18 protein-coding genes and 1 riboswitch are annotated in these 20611 nt (G+C 38.5%); of the genes, 1 reads left to right on the plus strand and 17 read right to left on the minus strand.

What is annotated here, in order from left to right:
- Window positions 1-29: 29 nt before the first annotated feature.
- The 3 genes from ACFFHF_RS14540 to ACFFHF_RS14550 all read right to left on the minus strand — a co-directional run bounded on the left by ACFFHF_RS14540 (window position 30) and on the right by ACFFHF_RS14550 (window position 4004).
- Window positions 30-1208, minus strand: coding sequence for an SLC45 family MFS transporter (locus ACFFHF_RS14540; protein WP_340902596.1), 1179 nt, complete (start codon window positions 1206-1208; stop codon window positions 30-32).
- A gap of 317 nt (window positions 1209-1525) precedes the next feature.
- Complete coding sequence (locus ACFFHF_RS14545; RefSeq protein ID WP_340902595.1) at window positions 1526-2872, minus strand: amino acid permease; 1347 nt, start codon at window positions 2870-2872, stop codon at window positions 1526-1528.
- A gap of 162 nt (window positions 2873-3034) precedes the next feature.
- Window positions 3035-3111, minus strand: a riboswitch (glycine riboswitch).
- Between the two features lie 410 nt (window positions 3112-3521).
- Window positions 3522-4004: a hypothetical protein gene (locus ACFFHF_RS14550; RefSeq protein WP_340902594.1), complete on the minus strand. Its 483-nt coding sequence runs from the start codon at window positions 4002-4004 to the stop codon at window positions 3522-3524.
- A gap of 274 nt (window positions 4005-4278) precedes the next feature.
- Here ACFFHF_RS14550 and ACFFHF_RS14555 point away from each other — a divergent pair, with 274 nt between their 5' ends.
- Window positions 4279-5376, plus strand: coding sequence for an L-dopachrome tautomerase-related protein (locus ACFFHF_RS14555; RefSeq protein ID WP_340902593.1), 1098 nt, complete (start codon window positions 4279-4281; stop codon window positions 5374-5376).
- Window positions 5377-5588: 212 nt separating this feature from the next.
- On the opposite strand, the gene ACFFHF_RS14560 is transcribed toward ACFFHF_RS14555, so the two are convergent.
- The 14 genes from ACFFHF_RS14560 to ACFFHF_RS14625 all read right to left on the minus strand — a co-directional run bounded on the left by ACFFHF_RS14560 (window position 5589) and on the right by ACFFHF_RS14625 (window position 20293).
- A complete protein-coding gene (locus tag ACFFHF_RS14560) occupies window positions 5589-6488 on the minus strand; it encodes an aldo/keto reductase (protein WP_340902590.1) in 900 nt (299 codons plus the stop codon).
- A gap of 174 nt (window positions 6489-6662) precedes the next feature.
- A complete protein-coding gene (locus ACFFHF_RS14565) occupies window positions 6663-7379 on the minus strand; it encodes an SDR family oxidoreductase (RefSeq protein ID WP_160547365.1) in 717 nt (238 codons plus the stop codon).
- Between the two features lie 85 nt (window positions 7380-7464).
- Entirely contained in the window at window positions 7465-7977 is a 513-nt protein-coding gene (gene yraA, locus ACFFHF_RS14570; protein ID WP_340902589.1) for a cysteine protease YraA, read from the minus strand.
- A 205-nt stretch (window positions 7978-8182) separates the two neighbouring features.
- The gene (locus tag ACFFHF_RS14575; RefSeq protein WP_340902588.1) at window positions 8183-9205 is read right to left on the minus strand and encodes an LLM class flavin-dependent oxidoreductase; all 1023 of its coding nucleotides are present in this window, start codon (window positions 9203-9205) and stop codon (window positions 8183-8185) included.
- A 37-nt stretch (window positions 9206-9242) separates the two neighbouring features.
- On the minus strand, window positions 9243-10208 hold the full coding sequence (locus tag ACFFHF_RS14580) for a TIGR03571 family LLM class oxidoreductase (RefSeq protein ID WP_340902587.1): 966 nt from the start codon (window positions 10206-10208) through the stop codon (window positions 9243-9245).
- A gap of 11 nt (window positions 10209-10219) precedes the next feature.
- Entirely contained in the window at window positions 10220-10471 is a 252-nt protein-coding gene (locus ACFFHF_RS14585; RefSeq protein WP_377058472.1) for an ArsR/SmtB family transcription factor, read from the minus strand.
- 328 nt (window positions 10472-10799) lie between these two features.
- Window positions 10800-11084, minus strand: a complete 285-nt coding sequence (locus ACFFHF_RS14590) for a putative quinol monooxygenase (RefSeq protein WP_340902586.1) — start codon at window positions 11082-11084, stop codon at window positions 10800-10802.
- Between the two features lie 49 nt (window positions 11085-11133).
- Window positions 11134-12225, minus strand: coding sequence for a D-xylose ABC transporter substrate-binding protein (gene xylF, locus ACFFHF_RS14595; protein ID WP_340902584.1), 1092 nt, complete (start codon window positions 12223-12225; stop codon window positions 11134-11136).
- Between the two features lie 26 nt (window positions 12226-12251).
- Complete coding sequence (locus ACFFHF_RS14600) at window positions 12252-13787, minus strand: response regulator (RefSeq protein WP_340902582.1); 1536 nt, start codon at window positions 13785-13787, stop codon at window positions 12252-12254.
- Window positions 13784-15226 carry a sensor histidine kinase gene (locus ACFFHF_RS14605; RefSeq protein ID WP_340902579.1) on the minus strand — a complete coding sequence of 481 codons (1443 nt, stop codon included), beginning with the start codon at window positions 15224-15226 and terminating at the stop codon, window positions 13784-13786. The genes ACFFHF_RS14600 and ACFFHF_RS14605 overlap by 4 nt, the downstream gene beginning before the upstream one ends.
- On the minus strand, window positions 15223-16200 hold the full coding sequence (locus tag ACFFHF_RS14610) for a sugar ABC transporter substrate-binding protein (RefSeq protein WP_340902578.1): 978 nt from the start codon (window positions 16198-16200) through the stop codon (window positions 15223-15225). The genes ACFFHF_RS14605 and ACFFHF_RS14610 overlap by 4 nt, the downstream gene beginning before the upstream one ends.
- 174 nt (window positions 16201-16374) lie before the next feature.
- The gene (locus ACFFHF_RS14615) at window positions 16375-17547 is read right to left on the minus strand and encodes a sugar ABC transporter permease (protein ID WP_340902576.1); all 1173 of its coding nucleotides are present in this window, start codon (window positions 17545-17547) and stop codon (window positions 16375-16377) included.
- Between the two features lie 12 nt (window positions 17548-17559).
- Window positions 17560-19080 (minus strand): ATP-binding cassette domain-containing protein, encoded by a 1521-nt coding sequence (locus tag ACFFHF_RS14620; protein ID WP_160547357.1) that lies wholly within the window; start codon window positions 19078-19080, stop codon window positions 17560-17562.
- A 91-nt stretch (window positions 19081-19171) separates the two neighbouring features.
- Window positions 19172-20293: a sugar ABC transporter substrate-binding protein gene (locus ACFFHF_RS14625; protein ID WP_160547356.1), complete on the minus strand. Its 1122-nt coding sequence runs from the start codon at window positions 20291-20293 to the stop codon at window positions 19172-19174.
- Window positions 20294-20611: the final 318 nt, after the last annotated feature.

Here is a 20611-nt window from a genome sequence, read left to right on the forward strand (position 1 = left end):
TAAAGAGCTCTTGACTTGTTCAAGAGCTCTTATCTTTCAAAACCAATATGTTTATCCGACTTCTTCACTTTCAACATACAAACCAACGCAACCACCATACTTCCCGCAGCAGCATAAAACAAAATTCCAAAACCAAAGAGATCAATAAAGACCCCTAATATGGGTGGTGAAATAATGGCCGACAGCGAAGAAACTAAATAATATAAACCCGTTCTAGTTCCATAACTATGTTCGCTACCTGTCGAGACAATATATGGATAAGCATTAATATTAATACAGGCCCAAAAAACTCCACCCGCGAATAAAAGGATCCGAAGAAATAGAACGGTTTGAACAGTAGTTAACAATAAAAACACAAAAATCAAACCCATTATTCCTATGATAATCATTCTTTTCTTTCCATACTTAGCCCCCAGCAACCCCGAAGGAATGGCCGACAAAACAAAGCTTAATGAAAAGAAGGCTAATGAAAAGGCAGATGCGGTTTTGGTTAAGCCTAGTTCACTTACTCCGTATAAAGTAAACAAGGCTTCCATCCCTTGTATCGCAATAAACCAGAAAAAGATTGCCGCTAATAAAATGATCGTTGGACGATTTAACTCACTTTTATAGCTGAGCTTCGGTGCAGTTGTAACTGAATAGAAGAGGGCATCCCGTCTTTCAATAATGTTTTTGTACAAAACCCATAATGCTACCAAAAATATGACGCTAACAGCTAAAAAAGGCGTGGATTCATTCACACTAAACAAATAAGAGCCCACACTAAATGCCAATATGGCACCAACGCCACCCATAAAATTAATAATTCCATTTGCTTTTGTTCGCTGGTATTCTGGTGTGATATCTGGCATGAGAGCGATGGTTGGAGATCTAAATATAGCCATCGACAGGTTCATGCACAACATAAAAATAATTAAAGTTAAAAGACTATTGTGAAATGGAATTAGTGCAAAAAACAAAGCAGCTAGAGGGATTCCCACAAGTAAGTAAGGCATTCGTCTGCCATAGGTTGTATTCGTCCGATCACTGCGTTGCCCAATATAAGGCTGTAAAAATAAAGCAATATAGTTATCAATGGTCATTAAAAAACCAATCAGTGCCGTGCTCGCTAAATAATTTTCAAGAAAAAATGGTACAAATCCGTTATACAGCGACCAACCGATACTAATGCTAAAAAACCCAAAGCCTAACAACCATGTCTTTTTCATCGTGCCCCCCCTACACCTTCAAGAAAATCTTTTTAGAGAACATAATGCTATTATCCTATGTTGAGTTTTATGAACAATTGCTTGTTCTACTTTTATATATAAAAAAAGGCTGGTTTCGTAAAGATTGTTGTTTTTGGTATAACGCTGGGTTTATTGGTCTATTTGAAGAGTAGCTCTTTTCTAAGGATGAAAAAATTTTGATTGCTGTCTAAACATATAGTTAATTTCCTAAAGGTGTGTTTATAGCAACAATGTTTTAGAAAAGAGCCTAAAAAAAAGAAAACACCTTGCCTCTCCTGACAAAGTGTCTTACACTATTACACCGATTTCTTTCTTTTAAAGAAATACAAACCAAATAACAAAACAAACCATAATGGTGTTAACAATAATGCTGCACGTGTGGATTCTGAAATTAGCATTACGAGCAAAATAAAGGCAAAAAGAGCTAGTACGACATAGTTAATAAAAGGTGTTAATGGAGCTTTAAATATTGATTTTTGATGTAGATCTGGACGAGTTTTCTTATATCTAATATGAGAGATTAAAATTATGCTCCACACCCAAATGAAACAAATTGCACTAATGGTCGTTACAATTCCAAAGGCTTGCTCAGGGATCAGTTTACTCAATAGTGTCCCGACCGAAACAATGACCGTTGAAATGAATAATGCATTACTTGGCACTGCATTTTTGTTTAACTTTGCAAGCATACCTCTTCCACCGTTTTGACGTCCTAAGTTAAACATAATTCGACTGGTAGAAAATAATCCACTATTACTAGCAGAGGCAGCAGAAGTTAATACGACAAAGTTAATGATCCCGGCCGCAACGGGAATACCAACTAAAGTAAAGGTCTTAACAAAGGGACTTGTATCTGCATTCAATTGGTTCCATGGATTTATACTAAGCAGGACAATTAAAGCACCCACATAAAAGAATAGAATTCTTAATGGAATTTTATTAATGGCTGAAGGAATATTTTTCTTTGGATTTGCTGTTTCTGCAGCTGATACACCAACCAACTCTACTCCAACAAAAGCAAATACGACCATTTGGAAAGAAAATAAAAAGCCGCTAATTCCATTCGGGAAAAACCCTCCGTGTTGCCATAAATTTTGTATCGAAACCGTTCCTGCGTCTGTTTTAAATCCAATTACAAGTAAAACCACTCCAATCACAATTAAAGCAAGAATGGTGATAACCTTAATAATCGCAAACCAAAATTCTAATTCTCCAAAAAGCTTTACTGTTAAAAGATTCAACCCTAATAAAATGATTAAACAGATAAGCGCTGGTACCCATTGTGGGATGTCAAACCAATACTGCACATACATTCCTACTGCAATAATATCGGCCATCGCCGTCATAATCCAACAGAACCAGTATGTCCATCCTGTCACAAAGCCTGCCCATGGTCCAATATAGTCGACTGCAAAATCGGTAAAGGATTGATAACCCGCATTCGATAACAAAAGCTCCCCTAATGCTCTCATAACAAAAAAGGTTGCTATCCCTACGATTAAATAAGCTAAGATGATAGAGGGACCTGCTAATGAAATTGCTTTTCCTGAACCTAAAAACAATCCTGTACCAATCGTTCCACCAATTGCGATTAGCTGTACATGTCGATTTTTCAGTTCCCTTTTTAATTCATGCTGTGCCACTTGATATTCCTCCGTTTTTTTCAATTGTTATTGTAGTAATAATAGCCATAAAAAAAGAGACTGGAGTTCCCTCCAATCTCTTAAAACGTCAGAATAACAAATACACATGGTTAAATGATAAAAAGAGAACTTACTTACTCTTTCATTCATACCAAATAGTATCTTTACTCTTCTGTCCTTTTGCCTGAGATTGTGAACCCTTCGGCGTCGCAATACGCGATCTCTCCAGAAGCCGCTCCTGTTATAGTTTGACCCATAACATTCATAGCTTGCTTGATTAAATTATTTACAGCTGAGATTTGTTTTTTCAACAAACTCTCAAGCTATTATTCTACGATAATTTGTAATTTTAGCAGTATTCTTTTCGTTGGTCAAGAATATTTTTGTGAGATGATGATCAATCTTATTTTTACACACTATGAACCGACCTTTTGATAATTCGATCGATCAGTTTCTTGCTTGGATATAGATTCGTATTTGTTTTACCAATCCTTTTTAAAAAGGCATCAGCCACTGCCATAATACGAGCTTCTAACGGTATTTTTCCTCCCCCTTTAATCCTTTTGGATATCCTTTGCCGTAAACTTCAGTAATTATTAAAGACGAACCTTAAGAAAACCTTAAAAAAAATGCCCTCAAAAAGAGCATTTTACTTTTGAATGGTATTTTCTAATAGTTGCATTTCTAATTTACAAATCCATTTATAGTATCCTAACAATATAAGGAGTAAAATCGGGTCCACAATGGCTGCATGCCAAATCCTCCACCAACCATAGTGGAAATATCCCCAAGGTTCAGGCAGCAGGGTTAAGGTTTCATAAATTAATATTCCAATCACCCAGAAGAACATATAAATGAATTTTTTCCAAACCGATTGATAAAAAGGAAACCAATTCAGAAACATCATATTAACTGGAGGAATAAGTACTGTATGAGCAAGCATCCCTAACCAATCGACCTGCTTATCAAAATACCAATAGGCATGATATTTAAATTCAACAATTAGATCAAAAATACACTGAAAAGCAATTGTAAAGATCCATATATGCACAATTTGGTTTGTAGTGAATCTTTTCACTGTTTTAAAGGCAATAAAATTAAAAGTAATAATGGCAATAAAAAGTCCTATCATATCTTATTCCTTTTTATTTATTAAACTTCCCTATTTTCCATCTTTTTACACATAGATCATACTTCCTTTTTTAATCCTTTTATCAAATCTACTCTGTGGTGAAACAGGAGTGCTAATCCATTAGAAATTATTATTCAGTATTTTAGCATCATGTCCGTATTCATCATTCTTATCTACTATATGTAAAAATTTTAGCCCATTATGAACCAGGCACTAAAAATATTTTAAATCATATATAGGTGATATCCCGTGCGAAATTTTTGAGGAGGACATCATGAAGCCTATGTTACCTATGGAAAAATATTTCGGTAAGTTAGAACTAGTCTATGAATTTTATGGAGCTATGCCGACAGGTGTTAGCGTATCAGAAACCGGTCGTATTTTCATTTGCTTTCCGAAATGGGGAGACGACGTTAAATTCACTGTTGCGGAAATTGTTGGGGATACTTTGCAGCCTTATCCTAGTTTAGAAACCAATTTGGGTTATCAGGGTAATATCACAATGTCTTTTATCAGTGTCCAAAGTGTAGTTGCGGATGGAAGAGGAACACTTTGGGTATTAGATACAGCGGCACCGAATTTTTCTGAACCAATTAAAGGAGGGGCAAAATTAGTCGCTGTTGATTTAAAAACCAATACAATAAGAAAAGTATATACCTTTACAGAAGATGTTGTCCTTCCAACAACTTATCTGAATGATGTCCGATTCGATTTTCGTGTTGGAAAAGCCGGTTATGCCTATATAACGGATTCATCTTCCAAAGGACCAGGAGCTATTATCGTTGTAGATTTAGAAAATGGAAAGGCGTTTAGACGGTTAAATGGAGCTAATTCAACTTCACCCGACCCTTATTTTTTGCCGAAAGTAGAAGGTGAAATTTTGATGAACCGAAACAAAGATGGATCCACATCTCCATTTAAATTGGCGTCTGATGGTATAGCGATTTCTCCCGATGGAAAGATTTTATTTTACTGTCCACTTACCAGTCGGCATTTGTATTCGATCTCAACAGAAGCTCTAAGAGACAGAACGATACCCGACATAGAACTACCTTATCAGGTGGAGTACTGGGGAGAAAAAGGTGCGTCTGATGGAATGATCACTGGGGCAAAAGGAACCATTTATGCCGGAGACTATGAAAACAACAGTATTCGAAAGATATTGCCGAATGGCATAATGGAAACAATCGCTCATGATCCGAGAATTTTATGGCCAGATACGTTTTCAATTGGGCCGGATCAATACTTATATGTTATTGTGAACCAATTACACCGGCAGGCAAGGTTTCATTATGGAAAAGACCTGCGACAGAAACCTTATAGTTTACTTCGTATGAAAATTGATGAATTCCCTGCTTCTACCTTTTCGTAATAAAAAATAGTTGAATAATTTTTACATTACGTCAAGGTGTGGTTTAATCGGTTTTATTTCAGAAAAAATGTTTTTAGGAACAGTTTTATTTGTCAATGTTAAGCTGTTCCTAAAAAGCTAATTTTCATACAAGAGGCTGCATCTGGAGTAAATCTTCCAATACCTCTGTTAACATATACAATCCCCTCTTCTTTGTCTATCCTCTAAAATTTCTATATAATGTCCAAAGGCATTTTTCTAGTCGGTTGCGGAAATACCTCATCAAGTCTATTTAAATCCTCTTTTGTTAATTCAATTATAGTAGCTTTCGCATTTGCTAGTACATGTTCTTCTTGAACAGCTTTTGGAATAGCTAGACAATCGTTAGAACGGATTGTCCATGCGAGAGCGATTTGTAAGGGTTGTACAGCGTATTTTTCTGCAATCTCTTTAATGGTTGGATCCGTTAACAATTGTCTTCTTAATGAACCTCCTTGAGCTAGCGGGCTATATGCCATAATAGGCATGTGATGTTCTCGCTGCCATGGTAAGAGATCATAATCTATCCCCCTTGAACCAAGATGATATAACACTTGATTAGTCATACAATTTTTTCCGTTAGTGGTGTTCCATAACTCTTTCATATCATCGGTATCAAAATTGGAGACTCCCCACCTTACTATTTTTCCTTCCTTGCGTAGCTTTTCCATTCCTTCAATGGTTTCTGCTAATGGCACACGTCCTCGCCAGTGTAAAAGGTACAAATCAAGATGATCGGTTCCCAGCCTTTTTAGACTGTTTTCACACGCTTTGGCTATCATATCTAATCCTGCATGATGAGGATACACCTTTGATACTAAAAAGACGTCATCTCTACGTCCCTTAATTGCTTCACCTACTAAGCGTTCAGAATCGCCATTACCATACATTTCCGCCGTATCTATTAGTTTCATGCCTAATTCTATACCGAGTTGTAAAGCTTTGATTTCCCTATCTCTCATTTGAGGATTTTCTCCCATGTACCAAGTTCCTTGTCCTATTCTTGGCAGAGAAGTTCCATCAGGCAATGTAACTACACGACTCTCAAGGGAATTTTTTATTTTTGTTAATTGATTTTCATCCTGTACACTCATTAAAAACCAACACTTCCTTTTGTATCTTTTATGTAACTAATGAACAAAAAAGGCGGCAATACTCTATTGCAGTATTGCCACCAGTAAATCACTTAATTCTTACCTTATTTCTATTTTAGTTAGAACTGCTGCTTGGTAAGGTGGTAAGCTTCCTTTCAACATCGATTTAGGCGATTATACTAAGTGAGCTCCACCATCAATAAGAACAGCCGTCCCAGTAGTAAAACCGTTCTTAGCAAGGTATACATAGGTTTCAGCTATGTCTTCCGGCTTTGCAATCCGTCCAACAGGGAGCTGTTGTGCAATGCCGTTGAACAGTGCTTGCCTCTGATCATCTGACATTCCAGCATAGATTGGAGTGTCTACAATTCCAGGTGAAACCACGTTTACCCTAATAGGGGCTAGGTCTACGGAAAGTCCTCGAACCAATCCTTCAATGGCTGAATTGATTGCCGCTAACGTAGTAGCGCCTTGAGGAGGACGAACGCCATATACACCAGAGGTTAAGGTGATTGAGCTCTCATTGCTTAAATATGGAAGTGCTGAACGGACAGTAATATATTGCCCCCAGAACTTACTATCAAATGCCTCTTTAGCACTTGCCACAGGCAGTTCGCTAAAGTGCCCCATCGCACCTTCTCCTGCTGTTACCACAAGGTGGTCAAATTTTCCAACCTTACTGAAAAATTCTGCTACTTTTTCTTCGCTTCGAAAATCGATTTCAATTCCTTCTACACTTCCACCAAGAACTTGTTTTGCTTCATTTAATTTGGAAACAGAACGGCTGGCAATGATCACTTGAGCAGATTGATCTAGAAACGCTTTGGCAGTTGCTAAACCAATACCAGAAGTACCCCCTAAAACAACTACTCGTTTACCATTTAATGACATAGTAAAACCCTTCCTTCTTAAAATCTTTTTTGTATTGATCATTTATTGTGAAATTTATTTCTAAAACGATACTATTCAATACCTATTATTCAGCTAATAATTTTAAGGATTCACGATTAAAGGCAGGAATGTCATCCGGAAAACGGCTTGTTACAATATTATTGCTTACTACAACTTCTTCATCTTTGTAGTTAGCACCTGCATTTTTGAGATCGTTCCTTATTGATTTGAAACCTGTTATGTCGACGCCTTTTAATAGGTCTGTATCAATTAATACTTGTGGGCCATGGCAAATGGCAAAAACAGGTTTACCTTCTTGTATAAATGCTTTTGCGAATTCACCAAAACGATCATCTTCACGTAATAAATCAGGAGAGAAGCCGCCAGGGATGAGTAAAGCATCAAAGTCTTGAGGATTAACTTCCCCAATTCCTTTATCTATTTTTACTGTTTCACCTTTTTTACCAGTAATATCTTTTCCAGCCTGTATGTCGATTGTGATCACTTGATGACCAGCATCTTTAAATGCTTGTGCTGGTTCTGTGAATTCTACATCTTCAAATAAGTCTGTTATTAGTGTAGCGATTTTTTTGCTCATAATGATAAGCCCCCTTAAATTTGTAAAAGCATCGTGGGTATTATTCTCATTTAACACAATAAATACAAGTAATCTACCGTGTTTAGTATATGATACTGCTAGATATATAAAGGTATAAAAACATTTAGTATCGCTCTGCCACGTGTTTAATGATGGTGATGCCCTTTGGAAGAATTCTTGATGTCAAATGCTGATGTCCTCCTTTTTACCTTTCGCTTTTTGTAATTTCTGCCAGAAGCTCGTATGAACGAAGGCGAGCTTTGTGGTCGTAAACTTGGGCAATGGCCATGATTTCATCAGCCTGGCTCTCCTTCAAAAATGTATGCAGCTTGTCCTTTATCGTCTGCTGGCTGCCAACAATCGATGTGCCTAATTGCTGCTCAAGAGCCTTTAATTGGTAGCTGCTGGCCACTTCGGATATGTCATCTACCGGTGGTTGAAGCTGTGTAAGGTTGCCGCTCATCAGATTCAAAAATTGCTGCTGCAGGGTTGTGAAAAGGAGTTTTGCCTCTTTATCTGTTTCTGCTGCAATGATATTCAAGGCCACCATGGCATACGGCTTATCGAGAACATTCGAAGGCTTAAACGCCTTGCGATAGATCTGTAGTGCACCCAGAGTGTTAAGTGGCGAGAAATGGGAGGCAAACGCGAATGGCAAACCCAGTTCCCCGGCCAGCTGCGCACTGAAGCCGCTTGAACCCAGCAGCCAGATTGGAATATTCAACCCTTCACCTGGAATCGCTTTTATAGGGTTTCCTTGGGCCAAGGATGGATCAAAGTAACCTCGGAGTTCCGCTAATTGCTCAGGAAAGTCATCTCCGGTACTTCCCCAGTCGCGTCTCAATGCACGAGCGGTCCCCTGGTCTGTACCGGGTGCCCGCCCCAGACCAAGGTCAATTCGCCCAGGATATAAGGATTCAAGAGTGCCAAACTGCTCAGCGATGACGAGCGGTGCGTGATTCGGCAGCATGATTCCTCCTGAACCAATCCTGATTTTTGATGTACCGGCTGCCACATGGGACATCACCACAGAAGTGGCGGAACTGGCGATAAACGGCATATTATGATGTTCTGCGAGCCAAAAACGGTTGTAACCAAGTTTTTCAGCAAGCTGTGCGAGTTCCAATGTATGGAGGAAAGAGTCAGCAGGAGTACTTCCGGTTGTTATCGGTGAAAGATCAAGCACCGAGAATGGAATTTCGTTTAGTTTATTTGCATGTTTAGACATAAGTTCATCTTCTTCCCTTATCTAATTTTTTTAAAAACTAATCTAATACTGGAACATCATGAGTCGGAAAGTAAGGCAACACAAACTCTCCAAGCTCCTGGATGACTTCCTCGGGAGGGCGCTTTGAAAAATACAATACAAATGCCAGGTGATTGACACCAATGGATTGAAATTGATATAGAATTTCTAATAACTGTTTGCGCCCTACACGAAATCCTAACGGAATCGGAACAGGAAACGAATCGGGATTTTCCGATAAATCGATAAATAAAGTCTGAGTAAAAGGCTTAAACACTCCTGGGGCGTGAATTTCCGACAACTCGCGATACTCATTAATCAATTGAGTTTGTTGTGGGATAATCCTCGGGTACTGGATCCAGCCGTCCCCATTCTGGGCGATCCATTCAATCGATTGATTGCTGAATCCTGTCACCATAGTCGGAATCGAAGAAAAAGGTTTGGGAATCATTCTCATATCCGTTCCATCGATGACGCCTAAATCGCTGTTGATTGTCGGACTGTCCTCCTTTAACAGCCGTTCAAGGAATGTATAATTCTTTTTAAACAGCCCTCCACTTTCGAGCTTGGAAATTCCCAAAGCTGTGAAATCTTTATCCCGGTCTCCTGAAGCCACTCCCATGATCAGCCGTTCGGGAAACAACCGGTCAATAGATGATGCTTCCTTTGCAACTCTGACAGAATGGCGCAGAGGGAGGACCACACTAGCCGTCCCGAGTGCAATATCCTTGGTATGCGCCGCAAGATAGGTCAAATAAATCCATAAATCATACATTTGACCATTATCATCAATATTCAAATTCTGAATCGTAACGTCCCGAAGCCACAATGCCGCGAAACCATGGTCTTCAATTTTGCGGGCAAGCGACAGCTGATTTTCCATAATCGGATATTTGGACATCCTTGCCGTCGGAATCGCGAAACCAAGCGTCATTTTATCCTTTTGGTACAACCTGTTATATGCTCGATGCTGTAATAAACTCACTTCAATTCTCCTTAAATTTTTGTACCAATGTATTTTTCGAACTTTTTAATCGTCTCCTCATTACGGCGATAATACGTCCATTGTCCGATTCGCTTTATTTCAACAAGTCCGCTTTGCAGCAGAATCGATAAATACTGTGAAGTAGTGGATTGCGAAATCCCCGCCTTGCTTCGGATATCCCCTACGCAAACCCCGCCTTCAAATCCTTCATCAGCAATAATATGGGCTTGCGGTGAAAAATGACTGTGAGGATCTTTTAACATTTGAAGAATGCTCACCCTCGTCTGGTTCGACAATGCCTTAAAAATTTCAACGGCTTGTTCATCATTTAAGCGTTCCAATTCCTGCTTCAATGTCATTTGCCTCTTTCTATATCGATTATCACTATCCCAATGGAAGATGGATAGATGATCTGAAAACATCATATCAAATCGGCAATTCCCGATATTTATATATTAGACATCTGGTCCTTCGAAATCAAATGATTTGTTTCGAAGGAGATACGGCGAAAAGCTCCCATCTTAAAAAGACCACTAAAAAACCTGCAAATAACAGGTTTTTTCGACGGTTCCGCCACTCAAATCTTTGAACTTATTCCATTATTTTCAGCTTATACACTTCTCTATTTGATATAAAGTCTGCAATATTGTTCCTGTATTCCTGATAATGAGCCGACTGAATATGGTTTTCCAGCGCATCCTCATCCTTCCACACTTCATATAAAACGAAAGTTTGGTCTTCAGATTGGTGCAAGTCATACTTTATACAACCTGCCTCTTCCCTTGATGCCACTTGTACCTTTTTGAGTTCTGATAATAGTTGCCCCTGCAGGCCTTCTTTTGGTTTTAATACAGCAGTAATTACAATATGCTCCATTTTCATCCCCCTTAATAATGAGTAGTTTTAGGTGACAGGGCCCTTTCCTTTATTGATCTACCATATAAACATCTTCCCTCGAGTGAAAGTGATCTCTGATAATCGTTTCATCTATATTATGCCTATCAACCGCAATGGGCGCTAGTAGAACTGAAGGAACTTCGATTTTCCCATTGTTTATCTTTCTATCAGCAACTATACTTTCCCCTTTTGCCATCTTAACCGCTAGTTCAGCGGCCTTCTCTGCTAGCATGTTCAAGGGCTTATAAATAGTCAAGTGTTGTGTTCCAACCACAATGCGCTGGGCAGCTGCAAGCTCTGCATCTTGACCACTTACAGGTATTTTCCCTGCCAGTCCATGGGCTTCGAGAGCTGCAATTGCACCGCCTGCTGTTGCGTCATTAGCAGCTATGACTGCGTCAATGTGATTATTATTAGCTTTTAAAGCTACTTCCATGTTCTTATAAGCATTTGTTGGAGTCCAATTATCAGTCCATTGGTCATAAACGATTGTAATGTCCCCTCTGTCTATGTATGGCTGTAGTACGTTAAACACCCCTTTTTTCAACAAATGAGCATTATAATCTGTACTAGCACCTCCTATTAATACATATCTCCCCTTTGGTACTAACTCCGTAATGGCCTTTGCTTGAAGCTCACCCACTTGCTCGTTATCAAAGGAAATGTACATGTCAATATCCGCATTTTTTACTAGCCTGTCATATGAAATGACTTTTATTCCTGCTAGATGCGCTTTATTCACAATAGCTGCTGTTGCTTCTGCATTGTTGGGTACAACAACCAATAGGTCAACTCCTTGGCTGATTAGTGTTTCTGCTTGTAAAATTTGTTTGGCATCATCTTCATTCGCAGCCATTATCTCTACTTCAGCGCCTAAATTTTCAACCGCTTCTTTAAAAAGGGCTCGATCTCTTAACCACCGTTCTTCCTCTAATGTATCCATAGAAAATCCAATTTTGATTTTTCCCTCCTCTGATGGTTGACCAGGAGAATGGTTTTTTTCAACTGCAGAAGGGTCTGTCGTTGCTCTAGTTTCAGCTGCATTCTCACAAGCAGATGTAAAAAAGATTAGCGTGAGTGTGAACATAATCAATCTAGCATTGGAAAATCCCCGATCCATTTGCTCCCTCTCCTTTTCCGACTAAACTAAATACCAAGAAGCGTCTTTCGGTATTTATTTGGTGAAACCGCAACCATTTTTTTAAACACCTTACTGAAGTAATTTGGGTCATGATAACCAACTTCAAAGGTAATTTCCTTTATACTTTTCTCAGGATCACACATTAATTTCTTTGCTTTCTCAATCCTACACTCTGTTAGAAAGTCGATATAGTTAATTCCAAGCTTTTCTTTAAACATCTTACTTATATATATGGGGCTGAGCCCTACTTTCTTTGCTAGGGCATCTAATGATATATCCTCATGGGAATGATCAATAATGTATTGTTTGATCTGTTGAATCGTATCTGATTCTAATTTTTCGTAATGATTGACGTACGACTGTCGCATCCGCTCTAGTATTTGTATCGTTTCTAATCTCAGTTGACGGTAGTCACTAGCTTGTGAAGGATATAAGGGACTATCTGTTTCTACTCCCACTTCACTTAAAACACGAGATACGATCCATAGTACTTCTAACATCCGTTGTTGAGCTTGCAACAATTCTGTTTCATCATTCTCGTATACTTGTAATATATTGAGCACGTTCAGCCGGATATAATTCCAGTTTCCAAGGCGTATTTGATCCAAGAATTCTTTTTTCTGGTGCGGAGCAATCTGTCCATGACTTGAATCTCCTGAAAGGGATATATCCTTATAGAAACGGTACTTCATTGGGAGCGTTGTATCCATTGTTGCAACAAGTGCATCTTGATACGATTGCCTGATATGCTCTAGTGAATAACATACCTCACCAACACCAATAAACCATCCTGTTCCGTGTTGTGCATGAGAAAGGGAAAGGATCTCTCGTGCAAGCGATGTAGCTTGAGAACGGTAGGATTTATCTGGCTGTCTGAAAACAATAATGGGGAGCTGATTTCCGTAGAGGGCTCCGACCCATCCACTCTTTGTTTGTCTAACTTTTTCTTTTACTTTGGAATATTCATGCTCTGACCCTGTGGGAATCAGAACAAGCATAACAAACATTTCATTTGTCGATCGAATATCAAGCATCTCTACAAGCATATCTACGTGGACTTCATGAACGTGATCAAACAATAATTGTGTTACCACATCTGTTTCAACGAGTGAAAGTGTTTTTTGTAGTGCACTTTGTTGATACTGACTTAGTGCAAGAGTTTTTCGTTCTTCTTCAATCTGTTTCAGAACCTTGCCTACCGTTACTACAATATCACTTGCTTTACTCGGCTTGAGCAAATAATCCTTCACTCCAAGTTTAATGGCGTGACGCATATAATCAAAAGTGTCGTACGCTGTCACCATAATAAATTTGATATGTGGATGATTCGCACTGATCTGTTCTACTGCCTCAAGTCCGTTCATACCAGGCATCTTGATATCCATAAATATCACATCAGGTTGAAACTCTGTAGCCATTTGAATAGCCCTTTTCCCATTTTTCGCTTGTTGGATTATATGTTCAGGGTAGGTTTTTTCTAAAATGGCTTGCATGCCTTCCCTTTCTATTTGTTCGTCATCAACGATTAGGAGCTTGATCATCCTTTTTTCACCCCTTCTTTCCGAATATATAATGCCACCTTCGTCCCATTTCCCTTATCACTAAAGATATCAATCACATGATCATACCCGTAAAATAAACGCAGTCGTTTTACAACATTGCTGAATCCAATTCCTGTAGAATGGCCTTCCGTTTCCATCGTGTTCTCTTCTAGAATTTGCTGAATTTTCTCTTGGTCCATTCCTTTTCCATCGTCTTCAATTTCAATGGTAATCATGTCTTCTCCATCTTTTACTCGGAACCAGATCGTACCACCTTCTTCTCGAGGTTCAATGGCATGAATCACTGCATTTTCAATAATCGGTTGAAGAGTAAGAGCTGGAATACGCACAAATAGGCAGTCTTCATCAACTTCCAAGATTAATTTCAGACGCTCAGTAAACCTTGCTTTTTGAATATCCATATATTGTTTTAATACAGCAACCTCTTCATACAAAGTCACCGATCGATCAATTTGTTTTAAATTATATCGAAGCAATCCTGCCACACTGACTAGGAGATCACTAGTTTCTTCAGATCCCTCTAAATACGCCTTCTTTGATAGTGTATTGAGAGTATTAAATAAAAAGTGCGGATTGATCTGGCTCTGAAGACTTCGAAATTGACTTTCTTGTAATAAAATCTTATTCTCTTGAAGTTCCCGTTCTAGCTGTGCCTTATTTTTAATTTCCGAGATTAGGTTATTAATATTGTTACGCATTCGGTCAAAGGTTCGAGCAAGAAAGGCAATCTCATCATTTGTCTCCACTTTTATTTCAACATCAAATTTTCCATTGGATAGTTCGTTGGCTGCTTGAGTTAACTTGAGCACAGGTCTCGTAATACCCAATGAAAACCAATACGTAATGAAAATAAGTACAAAGGTAATTAGCAACAACAACCACATGCCAAGTTTGATTACCTCTCCAGATCGTTCGATGATGCTTCGATAAAACTTGTCATGGGTCTTTAATTCTTTATCCAGTAAGGTCAGAGTCATCTCAGAAATATAATTGGAAATATTCATCGCCTCCGTAAATTCCTTCGTGGAGGCCTCCGTATCTTTTTCAGAATAATAGAGTAGAAACCTGTCTGTTGTTTCTTGAAGACTATCAATCAGGTTAATATAATTGGACAAAGTGAAATGGTTCTCTGGGTTCCTTAACGTATCCACATCTAGTTTCGCTCCTATTAATTCTTCTTTGCTATGCTCGAGCAGATCTAGATTTTCAGAGGTAGGCTTGAGCATATAGTTATTGAGATCGGTGATTAGTTGTTGGCTTGCACTCGTTACCTCGTTCAGACTAAGATATCGTTGAAGAATCTCATTATATTGATTTTGTGTTTTATGATTATAATATGTAAGCGCTACCCAAATCACGGACATAATCACAAGAACTACTGTTGTTAATGTAAGAATTTTCTTCTGAATACTGTTCATTGGACGTCTACCGCTTTCAAGAAATGAATATCTGTAAAATACCCGTCTATATTGAGAGGTACCGTTTCACCATTTAACCACTGCATAATCAATTGAACGCTAATTTCCCCCATCATCTCTGGGGATTGCTTAACGATTCCGTCTAGCTTTTCTTCCTTTAGAAGAGTTAACGTTTCGGGACCATCGTCAAACGAATAAATGAAATAGGGCTCTACTTGAGAACGCTTTCCAATTTCCTGAACCATGCCCGCAGAAAAATTCGCATTAACTGCTATAAATGCATCCACATCTGGATTACGATTCATCACATCTTGAGTGGTGGTAAGAACTTGTTCTCTTGTTTCCGAAGTTTGAGCAAGAACCGTTTTAATATTTGGATACACATTTAACACATCTTGTATTCCACTTAATCTCTGTGACTGGTAATATTCATGCTCACTATCATACATTAACACGACGGTTCCAGAAGTACCCATTTCTTTCGTTAGTTCATTTGCAAGCATTCGGCCCGCTTGATACTGATCAGAACCAACAAAAGTTCTTCTAAAGCTCTCTGACATTGGAACATCATTTGCGACAGTAATGATAGGAATACCATAGAACGATGCCTTTATTTTTGTTAGATCTTTAAAATCTTCGTTATCTAAACCTTGTACAATGATCCCATCTACTTTTGAATAAAGTGCGATTTCGATCTTCTCTAAAAAGTCCTCCTGATTGTTTCCATAGCTACCCCAAACCTCTAGACTTGCCCCTTCCTTCAAGGCTTGCTTTCGAGCGCCACTCTCTACCTGATCCCAGAAGGATGTTTCCATATCTTGAGTAATTAATACCAAACGGTGCTGATCTACATTATGATTGATTTCTTGAGATAACTGCCAATCTGAGCGAAAAACTTTTTTTGCTGATACAAAAGTAAAATAGCAAAGGATAATGAAAGTAAGGGATAGTAATAATATACTAGTTTTTCGCAAATGACTGATCCCCCTTCCACTTATAGTAAACTACTCTCATCATATCATCTACTTGCCATTCTTCAATATATTTAGTTGGAATTTTCAGCTTTTTTATTGAGGGAAGAAGCGGAGACTTTCTGTCAGAAATAGAAAGAGAGAGGGACTACCTATTGTAATCCCTCTTCTACGTATCTATCGTTTTTTTCTAGTCATTACGTCAAAAATTACGGCTAAGGCTAATACACCACCTCGGATGATATATTGATAAGAAATCCCAACTCCTAGTAGGTTCATCCCATTAGATAACGAAGCCATAACAATTGCACCAATAATGGCTCCCGTTACTTTTCCGACTCCTCCAGCCGCAGAAACTCCACCAACATATGCTGCTGCTACAGCATCAAGTTCAAATAAAGTCCCTGCTGTTGTTGTTGCAGATTGTAAGCGTGCGGTAAATAGAATACCTGAAAGAGCTGCTAACATTCCCATCGAACCAAATACCATATAAGTAATTTTCTTTACATTGATCCCACTAAGATGGGCTGCTTCTGGGTTACTACCTACTGCAAATACATGTCTTCCAAGCACCGTCTTTGTGGTTAAGAAGTGATACACAATCACTACTAGCAGGATAATCATGACTGTCCATGAAAATCCATTATAACCCGCTAAGATCCATGTTAAGTAGGCGATAATGGCTGAAACGAACACCAATTTTAAAATAAAAATCCCCTTTGATACCACTTCAAAGTCATACTTAATTTTGTTTCTGCGTGTAGAAATTTCACCATAGATATAAAATAGAATTCCTACTAAACCGACTAATAAGGAAAGTAAATGAAGACCGTTGATTTGAAGAATGGAAGGAATATAACCATTACCAATTGCATTAAATCTATCGTCTTGAATGATAATTGTCCCTGTCTTTTCTGTTACCTGTAGCAAGGCTCCTCTAAAAACTAGCCAGCCTGCCAATGTAGCAACAAAGGAAGGTATTCCAATTTGGGCAACTAAAAAGCCATTTAGTAAACCAACAACAATTCCTAAAATGAGAATGATAGGTATCGTAATGTAAATAGACACCCCTGCTTGTGTAAGGAGGATAGCGGCGATTGCTCCAAGAAAACCAGCTACATACCCAACAGATAAATCGATATGTCTAATGACAATAACGAGTGTCATACCTACAGCTAAAACGGCGATATACCCTGCAGAATCTAGTAAATTACTAATATTACGGGAGGACATAAATAATCCGTCCGTCATAAATGAAAAGGTAAGAATGATGACAAAAAGGGCAATATACATACCATAGTCACGAATATTCTCACTGATTAATGTTTTCGCTTCTTTAAAAAGACTCATTGTATTAACCTCCTATTGCGTAGCAAGCTGCATAATATTTTCTTGGTTTGCTTCATCTATCGACAACTCACCTTTTATTTCACCTTGAGCCATTACATACACCCGATCGCTCATTCCTAATACTTCACCAAGTTCAGATGAAATCATAATGATACTCATGCCTTGTTTAATTAACTCGTTCATAACTGTATAAATTTCAAATTTCGCACCCACATCTATCCCTCGAGTAGGCTCATCTAGAATTAACAGCTTTGGCCCAACAAACAGCCATTTTCCTAATGATACCTTCTGCTGATTTCCTCCACTTAAGTTCCCAACTATTTGCTCTAAGGAAGAGGCCTTTATCGTTAATGATTTCTTATAATGGTCGGCAATCTTAATCTCTTCATTGTCATTGATCAAGCCATTGGAGGAAATTCCCTTAAGATTTGCAGCCGAAATATTGCTTTTAATGTCCTGATATAAAAACAGACCATCGCCCTTTCTGTCCTCGGTAACATACGCAATTCCTGCATTTATCGCATCGCTTGGATGCTTGAGCATTTTTGAGATTCCTGCTATGACTAAATCTCCTTCAACCTTATAGGACTTTGCATTACCAAAGATACTCAGCGCAAGTTCCGTACGTCCAGAACCCATTAGTCCTGCGATCCCTACAATTTCACCTTTCTTTACATGTAGATCTACATTTTTCACGACTTGTCTACCTAATTGAGGGTCATAGGCAGACCAATTATACAATTCAAGAATTTTCCCACCGAATGCTTGCTTTTCTCTTTTTGGGTAAATATCTTCTATTGCACGCCCCACCATGTTCTTTATGATATTGCTCTCATTGATTTCTCCTTTGGCAGCATCCAATGTACAAATCGTCTGACCATCACGGAGAACCGTTGCTTTATCTGCAATAGAAATGACTTCTTTTAGCTTGTGGGAAATCATGATACACGTGATTCCTTGGCTTTTAAGTTCACGTAATAACTCCAGCAGATTTTCACTATCATCCTCATTTAGTGCGGCGGTTGGTTCATCAAGAATAAGCAACTTAACGTCCTTGCTTAGAGCTTTCGCAATTTCAACTAGTTGACGTTTCCCTACTCCTAAATCTTTAATGAGTGTGTCTGGATTGACATCTAGCTTCACCTTGTTCAGCATTTTTTTTGATTCAGCAATGGTTTTATTCCAGTCCACCATTCCACCGTTTTTCACTTCATTACCCACAAAAATATTTTCATATACAGTTAGGTCAGGAAATAAAGCCAGCTCCTGATAAATAATAACGATTCCTGTTTTTACACTATCACTAATCTTATTAAACTGTTGTACATTTCCTTCATACAAAATATCTCCTTCGTAGGATCCATAAGGGTACACCCCGCTTAGCACCTTCATCAATGTGGACTTTCCTGCACCATTTTCACCTATTAGACAATGAATCTCACCTTTTTCCACTTTGAAATTCACATCGCTTAGTGCCTTTACTCCTGAAAAATGCTTGGAGATTTGTTTCATCTCCAAAATATACTTACTCATTTGTATGCCCCCTCTTTCAAGACAACTATTACAACTACGAAATAGTGATAGACTACTCTACCACTATTTCGCAACAACTACTGTTTATTTTTTAAAGTCCAGTAAATTCGCTAGCTTCGTAGTATCCTGAGTCAATTAATTCACTCTTCACGTTTTCCTCATCAACAACGATAACATCTGTTTGTTTCGCTTTTACTTCTACTTCTCCATTATCGTAGCTACCTGTCGTTTCAGGTGTCTTTCCATCAAGAATATCAACTGCCATTCCCATTGCATCCGTAACAAGGGTACGAACATCCTTGAATACCGTCATCGATTGTTTGCCATCGATGACATATTGAATAGATGCTTTTTCAGCGTCTTGTCCTGTTACCACAAAGCTAGTAACTTCTCCGTCAGAAGAGAATACGTCTGCAATAGAACGAGCTGTACCATCGTTTGGCGCTAGAATAGCCACATCACCCTTCATATCTGCACCAACAGCTGTTAGGTGTGTTTGAGCCTTGTTTTTCGCTTCATTTGGATCCCAGTTTGTTGTTACTTGGCCAAGAATTTTACTCATTTCATCACGAGTTAATTCCTCTTTATCCTTTAACTTCTCAGCTTCACTTGAGTTTGCGATGGTAAATGTTCCATCAGCAATCTTCGGTTGAAGAACACTCCAAGCTCCTTCAAAGAACAAGAAAGCGTTATTATCTGAAGCCGCACCAGCATATAAGTACAATGGAACATTCGAACCTTCTGCAGAATCAATTAAGTATTGACCTTGTGCCGCACCTACAGCAAGACTATCAAATGTTACATAGTAATCTACTGCATCTGTGTTTGTAATTAAACGGTCGTAAGCAATAACCGTAACTCCGTCCTTCTTCGCAGCTTCAACAGCAGCCGCTGCTGCATCCCCATCTTGAGGGCTAATGATTAGTACTTCAATCCCTTTGTTTAATAATGTTTCTACATTTTCTTTTTCCTTAGCAGATGAACCTTGGCTAAAAAGAATCTCTGTAGTATATTCTGAGCCTGATAAAGCATCCTTGAATCTTTGTTCGTCTTGAACCCATCTTGGTTCGTCTTTAGTTGGTAATACGATTCCTACACTTACTTTGCTACTGCTGCTTCCACCACCGCTACTTTCACTGTTACACGCGGCTAGCACACCTGCCACTAACATAAAAGCTAGCATTAGAGAAATCGTTTTCAAAAACTTCTTCATTTTTGTTCCCCCTTAATATTTGTCTCATTTGGTTACAAGTTAATTATATAAATGTCGTATGTTGGTATGTAAGCGTTAACACTAGCATTGTTTTGGTATCGTCTGCACTTTTTTATTCTATATAAGAAAAGCGCTAGGGCGCTGGAGCTAGACAATTTTCAAAGTTGAAATTCTTATACTTTCTTTTCTTTTAAGAAAAACCGGGCATAGCCCGGTCCTTTTCATGGTTAGAGAATATCCGATAATTTGTACTCTATGCCATGTACCCCTTTATAATACTCAGGATACATTTCACCCCCACATTTTTCACATGCAAAC

It is taken from the genome of Robertmurraya beringensis (assembly GCF_042433785.1).
In the GTDB taxonomy this organism is placed as follows: Bacteria; Bacillota; Bacilli; order Bacillales; family Cytobacillaceae; genus Robertmurraya_A; species Robertmurraya_A beringensis.